The 20,108-nt window shown below is 45.7% G+C and carries 18 protein-coding genes and 1 pseudogene; 11 read left to right on the top strand and 8 right to left on the bottom strand.

All coding sequences use genetic code 11. The features are described 5' to 3' along the window. Window positions 1-11: 11 nt before the first annotated feature. From eboC to ACRQ5D_RS24560, 5 genes are read right to left on the bottom strand one after another with little or no spacing between them, the layout of a single operon-like run. Window positions 12-902: a UbiA-like protein EboC gene (eboC, locus tag ACRQ5D_RS24580; RefSeq protein ID WP_431200648.1), complete on the bottom strand. Its 891-nt coding sequence runs from the start codon at window positions 900-902 to the stop codon at window positions 12-14. A gap of 2 nt (window positions 903-904) precedes the next feature. Next, entirely contained in the window at window positions 905-1,891 is a 987-nt protein-coding gene (locus ACRQ5D_RS24575) for a TatD family hydrolase (protein WP_432326918.1), read from the bottom strand. Between the two features lie 9 nt (window positions 1,892-1,900). Further along, window positions 1,901-2,209, bottom strand: coding sequence for a hypothetical protein (locus tag ACRQ5D_RS24570; RefSeq protein WP_432326916.1), 309 nt, complete (start codon window positions 2,207-2,209; stop codon window positions 1,901-1,903). A gap of 8 nt (window positions 2,210-2,217) precedes the next feature. After that, on the bottom strand, window positions 2,218-2,772 hold the full coding sequence (locus tag ACRQ5D_RS24565) for an EboA domain-containing protein (protein ID WP_432326915.1): 555 nt from the start codon (window positions 2,770-2,772) through the stop codon (window positions 2,218-2,220). Between the two features lie 36 nt (window positions 2,773-2,808). Further along, the gene (locus ACRQ5D_RS24560) at window positions 2,809-3,171 is read right to left on the bottom strand and encodes a transmembrane 220 family protein (protein ID WP_432326913.1); all 363 of its coding nucleotides are present in this window, start codon (window positions 3,169-3,171) and stop codon (window positions 2,809-2,811) included. Between the two features lie 355 nt (window positions 3,172-3,526). On the opposite strand from ACRQ5D_RS24560, the gene ACRQ5D_RS24555 reads away from it, so the two are divergent. Continuing rightward, window positions 3,527-4,912: an alpha-L-fucosidase gene (locus ACRQ5D_RS24555; RefSeq protein WP_432326911.1), complete on the top strand. Its 1,386-nt coding sequence runs from the start codon at window positions 3,527-3,529 to the stop codon at window positions 4,910-4,912. Between the two features lie 82 nt (window positions 4,913-4,994). Here ACRQ5D_RS24555 and ACRQ5D_RS24550 read toward each other — a convergent pair whose 3' ends face one another. The 3 genes from ACRQ5D_RS24550 to ACRQ5D_RS24540 are packed head-to-tail and all read right to left on the bottom strand — an operon-like array spanning window position 4,995 to window position 7,411. Then, window positions 4,995-6,521 (bottom strand): gluconokinase, encoded by a 1,527-nt coding sequence (locus ACRQ5D_RS24550; protein ID WP_432326909.1) that lies wholly within the window; start codon window positions 6,519-6,521, stop codon window positions 4,995-4,997. After that, window positions 6,518-6,616 (bottom strand): AraC family transcriptional regulator, encoded by a 99-nt coding sequence (locus ACRQ5D_RS24545; protein WP_432329853.1) that lies wholly within the window; start codon window positions 6,614-6,616, stop codon window positions 6,518-6,520. Before ACRQ5D_RS24545 ends, ACRQ5D_RS24550 begins: the two co-directional genes overlap by 4 nt. 36 nt (window positions 6,617-6,652) lie before the next feature. Then, the gene (locus ACRQ5D_RS24540) at window positions 6,653-7,411 is read right to left on the bottom strand and encodes a hypothetical protein (protein ID WP_432326907.1); all 759 of its coding nucleotides are present in this window, start codon (window positions 7,409-7,411) and stop codon (window positions 6,653-6,655) included. A gap of 247 nt (window positions 7,412-7,658) precedes the next feature. Between ACRQ5D_RS24540 and ACRQ5D_RS24535 the strand changes: the two genes are divergently transcribed. The 10 genes and pseudogenes from ACRQ5D_RS24535 to ACRQ5D_RS24490 all read left to right on the top strand — a co-directional run bounded on the left by ACRQ5D_RS24535 (window position 7,659) and on the right by ACRQ5D_RS24490 (window position 20,024). Further along, complete coding sequence (locus tag ACRQ5D_RS24535) at window positions 7,659-8,057, top strand: hypothetical protein (RefSeq protein WP_432326905.1); 399 nt, start codon at window positions 7,659-7,661, stop codon at window positions 8,055-8,057. 26 nt (window positions 8,058-8,083) lie between these two features. Continuing rightward, window positions 8,084-8,611 carry an RraA family protein gene (locus tag ACRQ5D_RS24530; RefSeq protein WP_432326903.1) on the top strand — a complete coding sequence of 176 codons (528 nt, stop codon included), beginning with the start codon at window positions 8,084-8,086 and terminating at the stop codon, window positions 8,609-8,611. A 24-nt stretch (window positions 8,612-8,635) separates the two neighbouring features. After that, window positions 8,636-9,097: a hypothetical protein gene (locus ACRQ5D_RS24525; protein WP_432326902.1), complete on the top strand. Its 462-nt coding sequence runs from the start codon at window positions 8,636-8,638 to the stop codon at window positions 9,095-9,097. Next, complete coding sequence (locus ACRQ5D_RS24520; protein ID WP_432326900.1) at window positions 9,016-9,918, top strand: mandelate racemase/muconate lactonizing enzyme family protein; 903 nt, start codon at window positions 9,016-9,018, stop codon at window positions 9,916-9,918. Before ACRQ5D_RS24525 ends, ACRQ5D_RS24520 begins: the two co-directional genes overlap by 82 nt. Before the next feature lie 12 nt (window positions 9,919-9,930). After that, window positions 9,931-11,052: a bile acid:sodium symporter family protein gene (locus tag ACRQ5D_RS24515; protein ID WP_432326898.1), complete on the top strand. Its 1,122-nt coding sequence runs from the start codon at window positions 9,931-9,933 to the stop codon at window positions 11,050-11,052. Between the two features lie 172 nt (window positions 11,053-11,224). Continuing rightward, on the top strand, window positions 11,225-12,061 hold the full coding sequence (locus ACRQ5D_RS24510) for a fumarylacetoacetate hydrolase family protein (protein ID WP_432326896.1): 837 nt from the start codon (window positions 11,225-11,227) through the stop codon (window positions 12,059-12,061). Window positions 12,062-12,107: 46 nt separating this feature from the next. Then, a pseudogene (locus ACRQ5D_RS24505) lies at window positions 12,108-13,822 on the top strand (IlvD/Edd family dehydratase). A 16-nt stretch (window positions 13,823-13,838) separates the two neighbouring features. Further along, window positions 13,839-15,155: a gluconate:H+ symporter gene (locus tag ACRQ5D_RS24500; RefSeq protein ID WP_188832448.1), complete on the top strand. Its 1,317-nt coding sequence runs from the start codon at window positions 13,839-13,841 to the stop codon at window positions 15,153-15,155. Window positions 15,156-15,341: 186 nt separating this feature from the next. Continuing rightward, window positions 15,342-18,500 (top strand): SusC/RagA family TonB-linked outer membrane protein, encoded by a 3,159-nt coding sequence (locus tag ACRQ5D_RS24495; RefSeq protein WP_432326894.1) that lies wholly within the window; start codon window positions 15,342-15,344, stop codon window positions 18,498-18,500. A gap of 12 nt (window positions 18,501-18,512) precedes the next feature. Next, window positions 18,513-20,024 carry a SusD/RagB family nutrient-binding outer membrane lipoprotein gene (locus ACRQ5D_RS24490; protein ID WP_091164129.1) on the top strand — a complete coding sequence of 504 codons (1,512 nt, stop codon included), beginning with the start codon at window positions 18,513-18,515 and terminating at the stop codon, window positions 20,022-20,024. Window positions 20,025-20,108: the final 84 nt, after the last annotated feature.

Genomic DNA, 20,108 nt, shown 5'->3' with positions numbered 1-20,108 from the left:
ATTGAAATTAATTAGGTGACTGCAAAGGTTTTCGACAGCCACATCGAGAGCGGTAAGAGACAGGCGATCATCAGGGCGAATGTAAGTGAGCTGAATGTGGCAGACCACGAAGCGTCCATCAATATCAGGGAGATCACCCCGGCCTTCACGGCATTACCAATATTTTTGCCGATTGGTTCTCTTATGGCTGTGAACAGCGGTTTGAATATCATCCAGGTAAAGGGTAAGATGAACAGCAGTGACCATAGCAGCCGGTTATTAACGTACGAAAAGTAACTGATAAAGGCAATGACCACAGCATACAAAAATGCCGCTATATACAAGTTGCTCTTTTTGCCCCCATGAACTTCGCCACGACTGGTCAGGGTAATCGAGAATATGTAAACCACAGGCACTAATGCTAACATTGACCAATGGTTGAGCGCATCCGGTATTATGCTGACTCCCAGCAGCAGGTTTAATCCCCGGCACATCCCCATATTAAGCGGCCCGAAAAAGGGATGATGTTTGCCAAACTTGTCGTAGAGCAGTGCACAGAGCGCGATAGCTGCCGCGAGCATACCCGATGCCGCCGAAACGAGAAACGCCAATAGGATACCTGCACTTAACAACAACGTCCCGAGCATTGAAGCTTCCGGTAAACTAACCCTGCCTGAGGGTATGGCCCTTTCAGGCCGTTCAATCTTATCAGTCTCCACATCGAAAATATCATTAAAAACAATACCGCCGCCGTAGAGACAAGCTGTGGAAAGGCAAAGCAGGAGGGCGGCCGGCCAGATTCTTTCCACTAAACTACCTGGGGCACTGGCAATAGCGATCCCCGCCAGAATATCTGCGATCGAAGTAACAATATTTGCGGGCCGCATGAGCTGAAGATAAATGTGCAGTTTCCTCAAAATCACGATTAGCTAATAATGATGGATGATTTATCGATTCTCGGTTGCTGGCCGCCGCGCAATATACTGTTACCTTCAAATTTTACGCTTTGATCAACGTTCCTCACCGCCGCGAAATCAGTTTCATCGAGCTGTCCGCTTTGGGCAAAAGCGGTAACCGCGTTACCGTAGGTGATCAATTGGATATCTTTGTCACTGATGCCGCGTATTTTCATCAGTGCAGCGGTTTTTGGCACAGCCAGGGGATCACTGATGCCCCAATCAGCAGCCGAATTGACCATGATCCGCTCCGGACCATATTGCCTGGCGATTTCAACCATGCGCTCATTACCCATTTTGGTGAAGGGATAAATCGTGAATGCGGCCCAAAAACCCCGGTCAAGGACCTCTTTAACGGTCTCTTCGTTGTTATGATCAATGATGACCTTATAAGGATCGATGCCATGTTCTATCGCGATGTCCATACTACGGCGTGTGCCGTTTTTCTTGTCTCGGTGCGGCGTGTGGACTTGTACCGGCAGGCCGGCTTCCCTGGCCAGCTCCAGTTGCAAGCGGTAATATTTTTCTTCAGCCGCAGTTTGATCGTCGAAACCTATTTCACCGATACCCACAACACCCTCTTTATAAGCAAACAGCGGAAGTATTTCCATCACTTGTTCTGCAAGGCTTTCATTGTTTGCCTCGCGGGAGTTAAGCCCTATGGTGCAATAATGTTTAATGCCAAACTGCGATGAGCGAAATCTTTCCCAGCCAACCAGGCTGCTGTAATAATCGCGAAAGCTGTCAATGCCCGTCCGGGGCTGTCCCAGCCAGAAAGCCGGTTCTATCAGCCCAACCACGCCCGCATCAGCCATAGCCTGGTAGTCATCAGTTGTACGGGATGTCATATGTACATGCGGGTCAAAAAAACGCATACCTTTTATGGCCGTTATATCAAATGACTCTGGTTTTTCGCCGGGTATTTGCTCTCTGTTTTCAAAATTGCTGCAACACATATCCCAAAATTAATTTTTTGTATCGTTAATAAATTCGTTCCAACTCGTTTTTCTGCCCGCCGCCATCTTTAAATGATCAACTTTCAACAATTCTTTTGCTGGCTGAAAGCTGCTTTCGGCAATAGCTAATGCCACCGCTTCCCTTTCAAGTTCGCTTACACCCGGTAATCCTTCCTTGATGTCCTGCAGTATCGTGTCATCCATAAAGCGAGTTATTAATCGCCATAGCATAGGATCTGTACTCCGGCCGGCTGACCAGCGCTCTCGCGCGTAATCGATCAATGTATGTGCAAGGCTGGCATTGGCACGCTGGTCCAATCCCGTGATCAGTTCCAGCTTTTTTCGGTGAAAAGTGCCTTTAGCACCATTTGGTTCCAGGCCGGCTCGGGCAGGTTTTCCGCAGGGTAAGGGTTGCGATACATGATCGCTTCGAGCACAACGCCCAGATTACTGCGGTTACCTTCCGTACAGCGTTGTACCCATATCGGGGAGTAAGCAAGCAGAGGCAAAGCCGAATATAAAGCCACCAATTCGTTCATTTCAGCAGCTAAAAATAGGTTTTCGATATTGCTTTTATAACGCTCCTTATCGGTGGTATCAAGCGTTAACAACAGCCATACCCTGGCAAGCCTGTCAACCGACCATCCTGCGATCGAAAAATCTTTACGGATAGCCGATAAACCAGCTTCGTTTTCAGGACCGGCATTGACCGGCGCTTTTCCCGTCTTACGCGGCAAAGCGGCGAAGGCAGCGTTAAATGCTGCGGCAGACGCGGCGTGATTCCCCTGGGCCAGCAGCCAGTCTTTTGCATCCGGGCTTACATGTCTTGCAATGAGATCTGTAAGCAGGGGCTTAAATTTTTCTATATCATAAGTGAACATATCTTCAAATCATCAGGGTTGACCGGCCCATGTTGCTCAGGCCGCGATATAATTGATGAGCAATGCGCCGGCAATGATCAGCAGGCCAAAGAACTCTCTCGTTTTTTCTATATAAGGCTTGTCTGCCTGCATAGTTTCTACCAAACTTGGCCTGTTATATTTCGTTATCCAGTCGCGTACACCATCTTTAGAAAAATAAATGGTGCCTGCGTGAACAAGGTATATCGCGATCAGGCATAGATACAACCTCGGATAAACCAGGTGAAAAACTACCAGCCCGCAACATACTGCCGCACTAAGGTAGATTGGTACCCAAAGCCACGGATCGACATCGTTCAGGTTAAGGTAAGCGAAGACCAGGAAAGAGAGACAGAAAATGATATTTATAATAGTAATCATATTGAACAGATCGGAGCCAGGCAAATTAATAAATGTAATGTAATCTAAGGCTCATATATCAATATAAATTTTCTTTCGCTTGACAACTTCATTTTCTATTGGAGATGGGCAGTGTTTTTGCATTGTAACCAGGCAAAAACGCTTAGATATCGGAAATGATCAGTTTTTGCAGAGCCGGACACCGGCCGGAGGTCGTTTTTGTATAAAATAAAGTCTGGTTTAGGTAATTCTGCGTCGCCGACTTTAATTAATTTAGCGTGGCGTATGCCTTAATTATTAAACCGTCCTGAAAAACGTCGGGTTTATTATAATGCAAAAGGTTTAAACCATCGCTATTTGCCTGAATTGTTACTGTATGAAAACCCTAATTATGCTTAACCGAAAAACCACGATCAAGGCAGCTTGTTTGCTGCTAACACTATTGAGCCATTCTTTTATGGTAAAGAGCCAGCAAATGAGCGACGCAGAACGAAAATCAATGGAAAAAGGTAAGGTGTACCCTGCATTAAAGGGTGCAGGGCAGGGTGTATCGGGTCCTGGTTCTAACCTTCCGCCCGAAAAGATGCAATGGTGGGAAGATCAGAAATTTGGGATGTTTATACATTGGGGCCTATATGCAATTCCGGCCACGGGTGAATGGACCATGTTCAATCAAAAGATACCGGCAGAGGAATATGCCAGGTTAGCCGATCAGTTTAACCCAAAACATTTTAGCGCCACAGAATGGGCTAAGGTAGCCAAGGAGGCAGGTATGAAATATATGGTAATGGTTAGCCGCCATCATGATGGCTTTGCCCTTTGGAACAGCCCCTCAAGTTACCGGCATTTTGATAGTTGGGAAACTGCCGCTCACCGTGATTTTGTAAAAGAGTATACTGATGCGTGCCGTAAAGCAGGCCTTTATGTAGGCATTTATTATTCTCCTTTGGATTGGCGTTTTCCTGGTTATTTCGACCCTAAGGGGCTTTCCGACAATGCTGCCTTGCTCAAAAAACAAACATATGGGCAGGTAGAGGAGCTAATGAAGAATTACGGCAAAATAGATATTTTGTGGTATGATGGCGGCTGGCTGGCGCATAAAGGTACCGATGCCGACGCTGCCTGGTTTTGGGAACCATTAAAACTTAATGCTATGGTACGTAGCTACAACCCGGATGTGGTCATTAATCCAAGATCAGGGATGGTGGGAGATTTCCAGACCGACGAAGGTGGCGCGGATGTTAAAGGACCTATTATTCCCTTCCCATGGGAAAAATGCTTGAACCTTAATGAAACCAGTTGGGGATACAATAAGGCTCAGCGATTGATGCCGCTGAAAAAGATTATAAACATGCTTGTTAATACCGTTGACCGCGGTGGAAATATGTTATTAAATGTTGGGCCGGATCCGGACGGTGTTATTCCCCCTGCTCATGTGGATCGCCTGAGAGAAGTGGGGCAGTGGTTAGCAAAAAATGGCGAGAGCATATATCAAACGCGTCCGGGACCTTTTCAACCTGTTGATGATTTCTACGGGGCCACAAGTAGAGGTGATAAAATATATATCCACGTGCTGAAAATGCCGGCGGGAGATACTGTCATCAAATTACCGCCTGTTAAACAAACTATTACACGTTGCAGGGTACTGCATGGTAAAAAAGTTAAATTTCATCAGGATTCAACGGGTATTAATCTTGACTTAGCCACAGTAAAAATCGATTCACTGGTAACCACTTTGGAGTTAAAAACTAAAGGTAACTAACTGTTTCAAATATCCTAAAGTTGAGCTAAAACCGGGGCTGTAAAATAAACTGTGTCAATCCCAGCCCCGGCACCTTGTTAATTTATTGACTATACCGTTGTTGCAAATCAGAAATAGCGTCAAATTCATCAGCGACTTTTGTTATCAGGCTTTCGAATACTTTAAAATATTGTGCGTAGACCTGATGATTTTCGGCGTTTGGCAGATAGGTCTGGTGCATGGTTACCGTTTTGGAGGCTTGTTCTAAAGAGGGATAAATGCCCATTTCCGTAGCGCTTAGCAGGAAAGCACCCATGCCTATACTGTCTGCATGGCTAATTGTGCTGACTGGCTTATTGAACAGATCTGCAATGATTTGAGTGCAAAACGGAATAGATGCAAAGCTGCCGTTGATAGATAGAGTTTCAATATGCCGATGTTGTTCCAGGGTACGGCCAATACTATACATCTCATATAAAATGCCCTCTATGGTAGCCCGTATGAAATGTTTACGCTCGTGCCTGATATTAACGCCAAAATAGCACCCCCTGGAATTTGGGTTCCAGATAGGGGCCCGTTCGCCATGCAGGAAGGGTAGGAAGATCAACCCGCCAGCCCCCACTTCTACACCGGCAGCTTCCTCTATCAGCATTTCCATTGACTGCTCGATATCAAAAGCTTCGGTAAAATCACCGAATTGTTTAGCAAACCAATTGAATATCACACCACCATTACTTGTAGGGCCGCCGGTGATGATATGTTTTTCGGTAAGCAGGTAGTTGAAAATTTGTTGTTTGGGATCCTCTATTATTTTATCGCCAATGATCCGGAACGCGCCGCTATCTTCAATGGTAATAGTGGCCATACTATTTTCCCAAACGCCCGCGCCCAGTGTAGCCAGGCAACCATCACTTGATCCAATCAGGATTTTAACCGTTGGCGACAGTTTTAAAACCCTTTGATATTCTTTTTTCAGCGTTACCCCCGAATAGAAAACCGGGTGCAGATCCGGAAGCTCCTGTGGTGTTATGCCGGCAAACTCCAACGCAGCCTCATCCCAGGTTAATTTATGAATATTCATCAGGCCTGTTGCAGATGCTATACTGTAATCTATCACACAGTCTCCTGTTAGTTGTTGAATGATATAGCTCTTTATAGGCATAAACTTTTGTGCCTGTTTGAATTTTTCGGGTTCGTGGTTTTTCATCCAGGCAATTTTAATTAACGACGACATCGGGTGGATGGGAGTGCCGGTAGCCTTGTAGATCTCCTCGCCCAGGCTGCTTTGTTTAAGCTCTGCGGCCTCTTTTTTGCCCCGGTTATCAGCCCAGGTAATGGCGTTGCCTAACGGTATGCCATCCTTATCCACTGCCAGTAAACTATGCATAGATGAGCCAAAGCAGATACAGGTTACGGTATATTTTTTAGGGTAGATCTTTTCATTAAGCAGATTTTTCAAAATGTAGAGCATGGTAATAAACATCTGCTCAGGATCCTGTTCGCTATGGTCAGGTTGTTCATGAAAGGTGGGATAATGCCCCTTTGACGAACTGATTAAGTTACCGGAAAGATCAAAGGCGAAGACCCTTACAGCGTCTGTGCCCATTTCTATGATGATGATACAATTCATGATGTATATTGATGATCTGGTGTTTTATTTTTTCTGAACTCGCTTGGGGTGTACCCGGTAAGTTTTTTAAAGGTTGTGGAAAAATGCTGAGACAGAATAAAATCCTGTGCTCAGCGCTATGTCGGTAACATTTACCTCGTTTTTTTAAGCAGTTTGGTAGCTTCAGTTATCCTGATGTTGATTAAATAATTTAGAGGTGAAAAGCCTGAATAGTTTTTTACTTTTTCCGTGAAGGCGGTAGTCCCCATGCCTGTCAGCGCCGCCATTTCTTCCACCGTCCATTGATGTGCAAGGTTTTGCCGTAATGTTTGCTCCAGCTTCAGGAATGTTTGAGGGAAATCTCTTCTGGAATTGTTTTGCCTGATCAATTGCCGGCTCACCAACACAAAAAGCTCGTCGAGCAGCTGGTTTACACGTGTGTAAAAGCCTACTTCCTCATTTTGTAATTCAAGTTGTAAATTATGCATTAAAACCTGCGCTTCTTTCAGTTTCAAAACAAGCTGTTGCTTATTTACAAGCAAAATCTGGTTGATGGATAGTTTTTCCTTTTTAGTAAGCCCGCTCCATTTACCCAGCAAAATCTTTCCACAATCTTCGGCAGAGATCTTTAACCCAAACAGAGCGCCGATATTTAATATTCCCGTTTCGCCGCCAATGCGTTGCCCGGGCAATACTAAGGCAAAATCGCCCGGGTATAAGGTATGTTGTTGTAAGTCAATCATCCAGCTGAATTTTCCCTCTAAAATATAATACAGGCAAATGCAGTCCGTAACGTTACTGTTAAAGGAGTTGAGTTGGATAGTATTGTTCTTTTTGTGGGTAAACTCCAGAATATGCGGAAAATGCATAAGTTCTTTAGATATGCCCTGCTGAAGTATCAATTGATTCATTCAGTATAATAATTGGTATACGTTGCTGCCGCCTCTGTACTGCAACGGTTATCGGGCATCCAACAGGGGGCGCCCATTGAAAGCAAGTTTACACATTACAAAACTAAAATTTGTATAAAAACCAACGCTGTTTTTTAATGGTATTTTCCGGGTTAAATATTATGATACTTTGTAAGTATTATAACCAGTTACAACCAATACCAAAGCCGCTATTCCCCTTAATAGTGCGCGTTTTAAATTTATTACGATGAGAAAATGCCGTCTTCTTTACCGTGTTGCGGGTATTGCATTGCTGCAATGCTGTTTGTTTTTTCATAACGCCTTCGCGCAGCAAATTTCCAGGGATGAGCTGATATTTCTTACTCCCGAATGGAAAGGTGAGCGCTTTGCCGATGGTCGCCCCCGGGTGCCGGATGCAATCCTGGCCCGGATGAAGCAGGTGAGTATTGAAGAAGCCTGGGCCGTTCTTAAAAATGCAGGCTATGGCTATCAGCTAACCGAAAACTGGCTGGTGATAAATCCCGACAGCGTTTTGGTTGGCCGCGCAGTAACTGCTGTTTTCATGCCTGCACGCCCCGATGTATGGAAAGCTATTGACGACAGGGGCAAAACCCAGGGAAAAAAGGGCAAAACACCTGGCCGGTAGACCTGCTGGTAAAAGGCGATGTGTACGTGGCCGATCAGTTTGGGGCCCATAAAAACGGGCCTACCATCGGCGATAACGTCGGTAACGCTATCTACGCGAAAACCGGCAACGGCATAGTTTATAATGGTGCGGTGAGGGATTTGCGGGGATTAAAAGAGATGGGCGGCTTTACATCCTTTGTAGAAAGTTATGATCCATCGTACCATAACCCGCCCGGCGACCTGAACACCATGATTGTTGGGATCAATCAGCCTACCAGGATCAAGCAGGCTACCGTAATGCCCGGAGACGTGGTTTTGGGCGAGAATGGCGTAGTCATATTTATCCCGCCGCACCTGGCCGAAAAAGTAGTGACCACCTCCGAAGTGGTGAGGTTAAGGGATATGTTTGGCCACCTGAGGTTAAAAGAAGGTAAATACACAGCCGGGCAAATAGACGCCCGGTGGAGCCCGGATATAGAAAAAGATTTTTCAGCATGGCTTAACGAGCATATTAACGAATTACCGGTACCTAAGGAGCAGATCCAAAATATCCTGAAAAACCGGACCTGGTAAATAAATCTATCCTAAATATAAAATATGTCAAACTATCAAAACAGGCGCAGCTTTCTTTCGAAAACTGTATTAGCCGGTGCCGCTGTATTAGCAGCACCATTAAATAAAACATTTGGGCAGGGGCTAATAGATGCCAAAGAGCGCACCCCGCAGGCATCATCCCCATCCGACCTTAAAATTACAGAAGTTAAGTGCGCCTACGCGGGTGGCGGGCTTTTTGTAAAAATATATACCAACCAGGGCATCTGGGGCTCGGGCGAAGGAGTTGACGCCATAGCGGGAACTTATTACCTGGTTAAACGGCTGGAATGGATGCTGAAAGGCCGAAGCCCCTTAAATCCAAACAGGATAGCGGAGGAGATCAGGAAAGCGAACTTTTTTCCGGTGCGCAATCCGGGATGTTTGTGGCCGTGCTCACCGCGGTTGAGGCGGCCCTTTGGGACCTTACAGGTAAAGCTTTGGGTTTACCGGTTTACCAGTTATTAGGCGGCAAATATCGCGATAAATGCCGTGTTTATTGTGATACGGAATTATACACAGCCACAAACCCTGTGCCTGATGATTATGCAAAGGCTGCCCGCGGGGCGGTTAACCGCGGATACACTGCCGTGAAATTTGATATTGACGATGCCCGTGACCCCAATAAATTTGACCGCTATAACTGGACTGCCAGTAACGCCGAACTCGACAGGATGTATAATGCCATAGCCGCTGTGAGGAAAGAGGTTGGGCCAAACATTGATATATGTGTAGATATGCACGGCCGTTACGATGCTACAACAGGCCGACGGGTTGCAAAAATGATGGAACCCCTTAATTTAATGTGGCTGGAAGAACCGGTACCTGCCGATAATATTGATGTGTACAAAACTATAACCCAGGAAACCAGCACACCTATTTGTGCCGGGGAGAATTTTTACCTGGCTTATGGTTATACCAGGCTGCTTTCGGAAGCCGGAATTGATATTGTGATGCCCGATCTTCAAAAATGCGGCGGGCTGGGCGAGGGGCAGCGGATAGCTAACCTTGCCAACTTATATTATGTGCCGTTTTCGCCGCACATGGTGGGATCTTTCCTGGGGGCTATGGCAACCGCGCATGTTTGTGCCTCGGTACCCAATTTCCATATCCTGGAATGGCAAACGTTGAGCGATACCGAGCCAAAATGGAAGGAAATAGTACAATACGATAAACCCTTTATTGAGAAAGGTTTCCTGGTGCTATCTGACAAGCCCGGAGTGGGTGTTGAGATCAACGAGGAAGGGTTGAAGAAATACGCGATGCCCGGAGTCCCTTTCTTTGCTTGATCAATGCCGGGTATGAATACTTTTTTCAAAGTCACTATCACGTTAACCATCGCTGCGTTTGCCGCTGTACTTATTGTGATACCTAAAGGCCTTGGATACACAGGGCCTTATGTACTTGCATTTTTTATACTGCTTGCAGTAAGCCTCTGTGCTTCGCCAAAAACCAAAAGTTTTGCATATACGGTACTGATTTTCGGAGCTGCCGCTATGGCGCTTTATTATCCTGAGTTTTTTATCAGTTATGGCAATTTTAAATATGCTACGCTTATTATCCCGCTAATACAGCTCATCATGTTTGGTATGGGCACTTCCATGCATTACCAGGATTTTCTCGGCGTATTAAAATCGCCCGGGGGAATCATCATAGGGGTGGTGAGCCATTTTATTATTATGCCCTTACTTGGCTTTAGCATCGCGACACTGAGCGTAAAATTAGCCGGAATGCCTGCCGAGATAGCGGCCGGCATTATACTGATCGGTTGCTGTCCTAACGGCATGGCATCTAATGTGGTATCCTACCTGGCCAGGGCAAACCTCGCGCTATCGGTTACTATAACCAGCATTTCCACCATGCTATCGCCGGTATTGACACCATTTTTAATGAATTTACTTGCCGGTCCGCTTATTAAAATAGACCCCTGGTTAATGGTGGTGGATATTTTTAAAATGGTCATGATACCTATTGCTTTGGGTGTGCTGTTTTCTTCAATAGCCAAAAAACGCAGCACATGGCTAAAAAGGATAATGCCCGTCATATCAATGGGAGGCATTATCTGCATCATTATTATTATAACAGCTGCCGGGAGAGAAAGCCTGCTTAAAGTTGGCCTGCTACTGACATTTTTGGTATTGCTGCATAATATTGGCGGCTATTTACTTGGCTTTTGGTCGGCTAAGGCATTTGGAATGGAAGAACGTGACTGCCGCACCATCGCTATAGAAGTAGGGATGCAAAACGGGGGGATGGCCGCCGGGCTTGCCAAAGCGATGGGCAAAATCGCTACGCTGGGCCTTGCCCCGGTTATCTTTTCAACTTTCATGAATATTACGGGCTCATTGCTGGCTTCTTACTGGCATAAAAGAAAGCCCGGTCCCGCACACGAGACTACTTTGCAAAATTCTGCTGAGAACTAAGGTGGCACTGGGTTTTTACGCTAAGTTTTTTGTGCAAAAATCAACGCTGTGTTTTTTGGAAGCTTAAGCGATTTGCTTTAGCATTCTTTGTACATAACCAAGTAACCGATTTGTTACATTTTTTTGATAACGAAATAACTGCCGCATAAACGCCGGACAGCAATAAATAGCTATGCATATATTTAAAACCAACGATAAAGTTATTGTAAAATACGCCGGTCTGTTATACAGTTCGCCGGATTGGAACTGGGACAGTTTTATAAACCGTGAAACGCTGCACAGCGAAGTTTTAAAAGATCTCCAAAACATTTCAGCCAACCCGTTGCTGGCCCATGATCTGGAACTACTATGTGCTCCCATTGCCGGTCAGGAGATCTGGGCGTCGGGTGTCACTTATCTGCGCAGTAAAGATGCCCGGATGGAAGAATCTAAAGATGCCGGCGGAGGTGATTTCTATGCAAGGGTTTACAATGCCGAACGCCCCGAGATCTTTTTTAAATCGTCGGCATCCCGCGCGGTTGGCCCCGGTGGAACGGTTCGCATCCGGAAAGATTCGGAATGGAACGTTCCGGAGCCCGAGTTGGTATTGTTCATTTGCAGCGCGGGGACTATTGAGGGTTATATGATTGGCAATGACATGTCCTCAAGAGATATCGAAGGAGAAAATCCCTTATATCTTCCTCAGGCTAAATCATACGACGGAGCCGCCGCGGTTGGCCCGTGTCTTTATGTGCCGGGAACAGCTATCCCGCCTGACACCGAAATTCAAATTGAAATAGTGAGAGATAATGTTCAGGTATTTGCCGACACCATATTGATCAGCAGGATGAAGCGTACGCACCAGGAGCTTGCCGGTTACCTGTTTATGGAGATGTCATTTCCAGCAGGTGCATACCTGATGACCGGTACCGGTATAGTGCCCCCGGATTCTTTCACACTTAACTACGGCGACGTGATTAGTATTACAATAAGCAATATAGGAACACTTACAAACCTGGTGGGCAAATAATTGCATCAGAGCAACGATATCAATTAAATAAAATTAAGAAAATAAAATGTCACAGTTCAGAAGTGCCGATTGGTTTGGAAAAACAGGTAAAATGGGGTTTTTATACAGGAGCTGGATGAAGAACCAGGGTATGCCTACCGACCTTTTCGACGGAAGACCGGTCATCGGGATCTGCAACACCTGGTCGGAGCTAACTCCTTGCAATGCACACCTACGGGACCTTGCCGAAGCTGTTAAACGCGGGGTTTACGAAGCAGGCGGTTTCCCGGTAGAGTTTCCCATCATGTCCTTAGGTGAAACTTTGCTAAAACCAACCGCTATGCTGTTCAGGAACCTGGCCAGTATGGATGCAGAAGAGTCAATACGGGGCAACCCGATAGATGGAGTGGTGCTGCTGACCGGCTGCGATAAAACGACACCATCTACCATGATGGGAGCGGCCAGCGTAGGCTTACCCACTATCGTGGTTCCGGGCGGGCCTATGCTGAACGGTAAATATCGCGGTACTGATATCGGATCGGGCACAGCGGTATGGAAGCTGACCGACGACCTCAAAACCGGTAAAATAACCAGCGATGAATACCTTGCTGCTGAAAGCTGCATGTCGAGAAGTGCGGGCCATTGTATGACAATGGGCACCGCGTCTACTATGGCCTGTATGGTTGAGTCGCTTGGCATGTGCCTTTCGCAGGCCGCGGCTACCCCGGCGGTCGACTCCAGGAAAAAGTACTGGCGCAGCTATCCGGCAGGCGTATCGTTGAAATGGTAAAGGAAGGTTTAACGATATCAAAAGTTCTTACACGTACCGCTTTCGAAAACGCTATTAAAGTAAACGCGGCAATAGGAGGGTCAACCAATTTCATTATACATCTTACGGCAATTGCCGGGCGTATCGGGGTTGACTTATGCCTCGACGATTTTGACAGGCTGGGCAGCAAAATACCTTTGTTACTCAACCTCATGCCTTCCGGAAAATACCTGATGGAAGATTTTTACTATGCAGGCGGCCTGCCGGTGATATTGAAAGAGCTTAGCAATGAGCTGGATATGGACGCGATAACGGTAACAGGTAAATCGCATGCGGAAAATATAAAAGATGATGCTATATGCTACAATAAGGACGTTATCGCCGCTTATGAGGATCCAATCATTGCTGAAGCAGGCATAGCCGTTTTAAAAGGAAACCTGGCCGTTAACGGCGCGGTTATCAAGCCGTCGGCGGCAACGCCAGCACTAATGCAGCATACCGGCAGGGCGGTGGTTTTTGAAACTATTGAAGACTATCACGCCAGGGTTGATGACCCGCAGCTGGATATTGATGAAACCTGCGTGATGGTGCTTAAAAATGTTGGGCCGGTAGGTTATCCCGGCATGCCCGAAGTTGGCAATATGGTGCTGCCCAAAAAACTGCTGGATAAGGGTATTACAGATATGGTAAGGATCTCCGACGGACGGATGAGCGGCACCGCATACGGTACGGTTGTGCTCCATATTTCACCGGAGTCCGCCATCGGCGGTAACCTGGCGCTGGTTGAAAACGGGGACCTGATATGCCTCGATGTACCGGCCAAAAAAATAGAGTTGCTTGTAGATGAAGTTGAACTGCAAAGACGGCGGTTGTTATGGCAAAAACCTGCTTATCATACCGATAGGGGGTACGTATCTATGTATCAGCGCCATGTGCAGCAAGCCGATAAAGGAGCCGATCTGGATTTCCTGGTTGGAAATTCAGGATCTGTTGTAACCCGCGATTCGCATTAAATTAACCTGATTGTAAATGACAATATTAATACTGATCCTTTGTATTTTATTGCTTATAGCGCTGATAACATGGGCAAAAGTGAATGCTTTTCTTGCCTTTATTATCGTAGCACTGTTGGCGGGCTGCTTTTTCGGTATGCCATTTACAGCGGTTATCGTATCCATAAATAAAGGACTGGGCGATACCTTAGGTTCGGTAGCGATCATTATTGTATTAGGTGCCATGCTGGGTAAATTGGTTGCTGAAAGCGGTGCCGCGCAGCGGATAGCCCATTTCATGCATGATTTGTTTGGTGCCGGATATGTAAGCTATGCCATGGCCCTTACAGGCTTTATTGTAGGGATCCCATTGTATTACAACGTCGGGTTCATACTGCTGGTGCCTATCATTTTTTCGGTTGCTTCCAGCTACCGTTTACCACTGTTGTATGTGGGGATGCCTATGCTTACGGCGCTATCTGTAATGCACGGCTTTTTACCACCTCATCCTTCGCCAATGACACTCATCAGCGTTTTTCATGCCGATGTAGTAAAAACATTTGGCTATGGGCTGATCATCGCTATTCCTGCTATAATAATTGCCGGACCGATGTTCTCGGCCACCCTTAAAAAAATTGGGCCTAACGGTTTGCAATTTACCCATAGTTCGGCCGCCTTGCCTGTTCATGAACTACCGGGTATTGTTAACAGCATACTATCATCTCTTTTACCTGTAGTATTGATTTGCCTGGCCCATTTGCTGCCTGTGCTTTTTAGGGATAATTCTTTGATAAAGAGTTTATCTGAATGGCTCGCCGAACCAATTATAGCCATACTGATCACCGTAATTATAAGTACGTATACGCTTGGTTTGCGTAAAGGTAGGTCATTGGCAAAATTAATGGATGGTTATGTGTGTGCAGTAAAAGATATAGCCATGGTATTGCTCATCATTGGCAGCGCGGGTGCACTAAAGCAGGTATTTGTGGATAGCCACTTAAGCAATGCTCTTGCATTAATGCTGGTCAGCAGCACCATACACCCTTTATTACTCGCATGGCTGGCGACAGCTTGTTTACGGCTTTGTCTTGGTTCGGCCACGGTAGCTGGTGTAACGGCCGCGGGCGTGTTGTTCCCGATAGCTCATCATGCGGGCGTAAATACCAATTTACTGGTGCTGGCTATTGGAGCGGGCAGCCTGTTTGGTTCGCATGTAAACGATACGGCTTTTTGGCTATGCAAAGAATATTTCGGGTTAACAGTTAAGGAAACGCTGCGCTCATGGACGGTAATGGAAAGCCTTGTAGCTGTAATAGGGCTTGCCGGAGTCTTATTATTAGATATTTTACTATAAATAGATTATACCTACAAACTGTATATAAACCAATTTAAAACTAAAACCCTGCGTAACATGAAGAAAAAGCGATACTAAAATGAAAAAGCGGCTTTTAAAGTGCCGCCCGGAAAAGCTCTTTCACAACCACCAATTTTGAGAAAGAAGTTAAAGTAAGATTTGCCAATTTGAATTAACCCTAAAATTATGGAAAAAGAAATCAAAGTATCAGGAATGATGCTGTCCATTGCAATAAGTGTTCTTTTTACACTTATGATTGCAGGGCATGTGCAGGCGGAAAGCGCCGTCGCAGCCCGAACCAGCCCCGAAGTGGGGGTACAAATAGTTACCGGTAAAGTGACCGACGAAAAAGGCGGCCCGCTTATCGGCGTTAGCGTAAGCGAAAAAGGAACAAAAAACGGCGTTTTGACCGACGCAAACGGAAATTACAAACTCCAGGTATCTGCCGATAACGCGGTATTGTTATTCAGCTACGTAGGCTACAATCCAAAAAACGAGCCCCTCAACGGGCGCACTACGCTGAACGTTACGCTTGAACCAAAATCAACTGCTATCAGCGAGATTGTAGTAACAGCGCTAGGTATAAAGCGCGAGTCTAAAAAATTGGGATATGCGGCAGAAAACGTACGCGTTGGCGAAATAACAACTAACCGTTCAACAAACTTTGTTAACTCCCTTGAGGGAAAAGTTGCCGGTTTAGACATATCTCCACCGGCAAGCGGTCCCGGCGGCAGCACCAAGATCAGGCTGCGGGGGCAATCCGCGTTTCAGGGTGATAATGCGCCGCTGATCGTATTAAACGGCCTTCCGTTGTCGCAAAGCCCCTCAAGCACCAACGGTTACACCCAATCGGTGGATTTGGGCGATAATATGCAGCAGATAAACCCGGATGATATTGAGTCGATGACTGTATTAAAAGGAGCTACAGCCGCGGCGCTTTACGGATCAAGGGCAAGTAACGGCGCGTTGATCATCACTACCAAAAGCGGTAATAAAAATGGTGGGATCGGTATTGAGTTTACCTCCAATTTTACCCAAAACAAGGCACTGGATTTTACCGATTTTCAGTATGAGTACGGACAGGGCGAAAACAATGTACGCCCTAAAACACAGGGCCAGGCCCAAAGTTCCGGTGCGTGGAGTTTCGGTGAAAAATTTGATAATGCACCTACCTACCAGTTTGATGGAGTACAACGCCCTTATGCACCAGAAAGAAATCGTATAAGCAAATTTTTCAGACTTGCCAACGCATGGACCAATACTATCGCGTTTTCGGGCGGTAACGATAAAGGGAGCTTCAGGTTTTCTTATTCAAATCAGGACGCACAAGGCATAATACCGAATAATGATTATCACAAAAAGATATTCAATCTTGGGTTAAACTACAATTTTACCCCCAAGTTGTCTGCCCAAATTTATGTGAATTACGACCACGAGAATAATAATAACCCTCCGGTAATTGGTATTCAGGGCTCATCGGTTACTAATTACATGTACCGTTATAGTAACTCGGTTAGTTTGGATGTATTAAAAGCCGCCGCCATTGATGCCAACGGCAACGAAACGCCTACATCTCGTTTCACCACGCTTACCAATCCGTATTGGATTATGCAAAAGCAATTTACAAAGCAAACTAAAGATCATCTTTTAGGTACTGCGACCCTGCGATACCAATTTTTTGACTGGCTTTATTTGCAGGGCCGTGTAAATATGGAATATAGTCCATCTTACTACGAACAAAATTCGCCAACAGGTACTTTAGCAAACGCGGCTGCACCCGTTGGCCTTTATAATGGTAGTTATAACTCAAATGATAATACCTACCGTGCGCTTAACGCCGACTTCTTATTAGGCGGTGGCCATAAATGGGGCCCTTTTTCTTTTGATGCCACGGTAGGAGGAAATACATTCCCATCCTCATCACAAGGATATACTGTTACCGCTACAAATTTCTACGTCAGGGATTTTTATACCCTTGGCAACGGCGTAACCAATACCTCGGCCTTTGCGGTTTCCAAATCAACAGTAAACTCGCTTTATGGCACCGCGGAGTTTGGCTATAAATCCTATTTGTTTTTAAATGTAACCGGCCGTAACGACTGGTTCTCGGTGCTAAGCCCCGAACATAACCATTATTTTTATCCATCAGTAAGCGGCAGTTTTGTTTTTTCGGAGTTTTTAAAGAACCCGCCCTCATGGCTAACTTTCGGAAAAATCAGGGCGACCTACGCTAACGTGGGCAGTGCCAACGGTATCAACCCTTACAGCAATTCACTTACCTTTACGCTTTCACAAAATGCGTTCAACGGTGTCCCGCTTGGGAGTATCAGCAATGTTACTACGCCAAACCAGGCAATTAAGCCATACAGCGTAAAAGAAAAAGAAATTGGGCTTGAGCTGCGTATGTTCAGCAGTCGTGTAAACCTGGATATTGCCGCATACGATAAGCATACCACTAACCAAATCTTAAGCGTTGCCATCTCCAACGCGTCGGGCTATACTGGCACCATTGTAAACCTTGGCGAGCTGCAAAACCGTGGTATGGAGTTTTTGCTGGAGTTAGTGCCCGTCAGAAAACCAAACTTTAGCTGGCGTTCGGCATTTAATACGGCCATAAATACCTCTAAAGTTTTGGCGCTGGCAAATGGTCAAAAACAACTGACATTAGGCGCGGGCGAATTTTTCGGCTCTATTGTTGACCAGGTTGGTCTTCCGTTAAACCAGATCCAGGGTTCAACCTATCGCAGAGATTCTAATGGCAAGATCATCGTATCAGGCGGTAAACCAGTGGCAAGTACATCTCCTGCACTTTTTGGCAGCGCATTGCCTAAAGCTACAGGTGGTTGGGTAAATACATTTACTTACAAAAGGTTTACCCTGATTGCGCATATCGATTATAAAAAAGGTGGTAAAATATTGTCAAGTTCTAACCTGAATTTCCTGAGAGAAGGTTTGTCAAAAGAGTCGCTGGTAGGTAGGGAAGGAGGCGTAAAGTTTGACGCGGTGAATGCTGATGGTACACCTAACACAACAGCAGTAAATGCCGAGGACTTTTATGCCAACTATCGCTCGCAGGGTATCCTGGACCCTTTTGTTTATAAATCAGACTTTATCAAGTTGAGAAACCTTTCAGTTAGCTATGATTTTTCGAAAATGATGAAAACCAAATTTATTAAAGGGCTTGTGCTTTCAGCGGTATGCCACAACGTGCTTATCATTAAAAAATACACACCTAATATCGATCCGGAGGCTATCTCATCAAGCGGTGATATTTTAACCGGTTATGAGCAAAGTTCGCTGCCTACAACGCGGACTTATGGTTTTAACCTAAACGTCAAATTTTAAAAGAGTACGATCATGAAAAAATATATAAAGATCATATTGTCGGCCGCCTGCCTGTTTGCTGCAACAGGTTGCGATAAAGGATTTAGAGAGTTAAATGTCAATCCAAATAACACTACCAGTCTCGACCCGGTGTTTTTGTTTTCCAACGCCGAAGTTTTAACATATGCAGCATTAATGGAAACTGAACCAACGGTTGTTCAGCAGTTTATTGATCCTTTTGGTGGGGTTACCTCAGCGTTTAACTTCAACGTATTAAATCAAACCTATACAGTGATGCGGTGGAATAACGCTTATCCAAACACCATAAAATTGCTTGAGCACATTTTGCCGGATTTAAAAGGCAACGCTTCCCGGTCTAACTTGTACAACGAAACCAGGATATGGCGGGCTTATAATTACATGATGCTGGTTGACACTTACGGCGATGTGCCATATAGCCAGGCCGGCCAGGCTTACCTCAATTCTGCTTTTTTGCCTAAATACGATAAACAACAGGATATTTATGCCGACTTGGTAAACGAACTGACAGCAGCCACCGCGGCGTTAGACCCTGCGAAGGATCTTGTTAAGGGAGATGTGTTTTTTGGCGGAGATATTCCTCAATGGAAGCGGCTTGGCTATTCATTGTTGCTTCGGATAGGGATGCGCTATTCTAAGTTAGACCCGGGCAAGGCAAAAACTATTGTTCAGGCAGCTGTGACCGGAGGGGTAATGCAATCTAACGCCGATAACTGTTACCTGAAATATAACAATACGTACCCCAACCTGGTTACCCAGCAAATTCAACAGCTAACCAATACTTATTATTTGGCCGAGCCTTTTATAACGCAATTAAAATCCACGGGTGATCCAAGGCTGAAGTACATCTCGGCTATGTACGCCGACCCCGGAAAAGCATTGTCCCTCGCACCTGATACTGCATCAGCCAACCAGTTTGGTTTGCCGATAGGCTATGATAGCGGTACATTGCCAACAGCACCGGGCTTTCGCGGCGTGAGCGGATCCGGGTTTAAATATTCGCAGGTTAATTACAGCGTATTTGGTAAAATAACCGCGCCGCAATTCTTTGTAACATATGCTCAAACGCAGCTGTTACTGGCTGAGGCTGCTTTCAGGGGATATATAGCAGGAACCGCAAGCACCTATTATAATAACGGTGTAAAGGCGGCCATGGATCAATTTACCAGCTACGACGCTACTGCTGTAATCAGCAGCGATGCACAAAACGCCTATTTAAATAACCCGGCAATTGCATATTCTGATGCCAATGCCCTGAAACTGATCAATACACAATACTGGATAACTTCGTTTGGAAACGGCGCGGAAACATGGGCTAATTTCAGGAGGAGTGGGTACCCTGTGTTAGCGCCAAATACCTATCCCGGCAGGCAAATCAAAGGCAACTTTGTACGCAGGTACACCTACCCGCAAACAGAAGCTGCCATTAATGCTGATAACTACAGGGCGGCGGTGGCCAGCATGGGTGCGGATGACCTGGATACCCCTGTGTTTTGGGATAAATAAATTATCCCTGATTAATTACACTTCACTACCCCGGTGGCATTTGGCGCCGGGGTATCATTAAGGGGGCTACAAAAACTTGTGGGT

Origin of the sequence: Mucilaginibacter sp. P25 (genome assembly GCF_050859465.1) — a bacterium.
Lineage (GTDB): Bacteria > Bacteroidota > Bacteroidia > Sphingobacteriales > Sphingobacteriaceae > Mucilaginibacter > Mucilaginibacter gossypii.
This window is presented reverse-complemented; position numbering and strand designations above follow the sequence as displayed.

What these genes read in the sequence shown, in the direction of transcription:
- ACRQ5D_RS24575 (WP_432326918.1), bottom strand. Translation starts at nt 1,891, where the DNA reads ATGTGTTGCAGCAATTTTGAAAACAGAGAGCAAATACCCGGCGAAAAA.
- ACRQ5D_RS24565 (WP_432326915.1), bottom strand. Translation starts at nt 2,772, where the DNA reads ATGTTCACTTATGATATAGAAAAATTTAAGCCCCTGCTTACAGATCTC.
- ACRQ5D_RS24510 (WP_432326896.1), top strand. Translation starts at nt 11,225, where the DNA reads ATGCATATATTTAAAACCAACGATAAAGTTATTGTAAAATACGCCGGT.
- ACRQ5D_RS24535 (WP_432326905.1), top strand. Translation starts at nt 7,659, where the DNA reads ATGAGAAAATGCCGTCTTCTTTACCGTGTTGCGGGTATTGCATTGCTG.
- ACRQ5D_RS24525 (WP_432326902.1), top strand. Translation starts at nt 8,636, where the DNA reads ATGTCAAACTATCAAAACAGGCGCAGCTTTCTTTCGAAAACTGTATTA.
- ACRQ5D_RS24500 (WP_188832448.1), top strand. Translation starts at nt 13,839, where the DNA reads ATGACAATATTAATACTGATCCTTTGTATTTTATTGCTTATAGCGCTG.
- ACRQ5D_RS24550 (WP_432326909.1), bottom strand. Translation starts at nt 6,521, where the DNA reads ATGAATTGTATCATCATCATAGAAATGGGCACAGACGCTGTAAGGGTC.
- ACRQ5D_RS24515 (WP_432326898.1), top strand. Translation starts at nt 9,931, where the DNA reads ATGAATACTTTTTTCAAAGTCACTATCACGTTAACCATCGCTGCGTTT.
- ACRQ5D_RS24560 (WP_432326913.1), bottom strand. Translation starts at nt 3,171, where the DNA reads ATGATTACTATTATAAATATCATTTTCTGTCTCTCTTTCCTGGTCTTC.
- ACRQ5D_RS24495 (WP_432326894.1), top strand. Translation starts at nt 15,342, where the DNA reads ATGGAAAAAGAAATCAAAGTATCAGGAATGATGCTGTCCATTGCAATA.
- ACRQ5D_RS24540 (WP_432326907.1), bottom strand. Translation starts at nt 7,411, where the DNA reads ATGAATCAATTGATACTTCAGCAGGGCATATCTAAAGAACTTATGCAT.
- ACRQ5D_RS24555 (WP_432326911.1), top strand. Translation starts at nt 3,527, where the DNA reads ATGAAAACCCTAATTATGCTTAACCGAAAAACCACGATCAAGGCAGCT.
- ACRQ5D_RS24490 (WP_091164129.1), top strand. Translation starts at nt 18,513, where the DNA reads ATGAAAAAATATATAAAGATCATATTGTCGGCCGCCTGCCTGTTTGCT.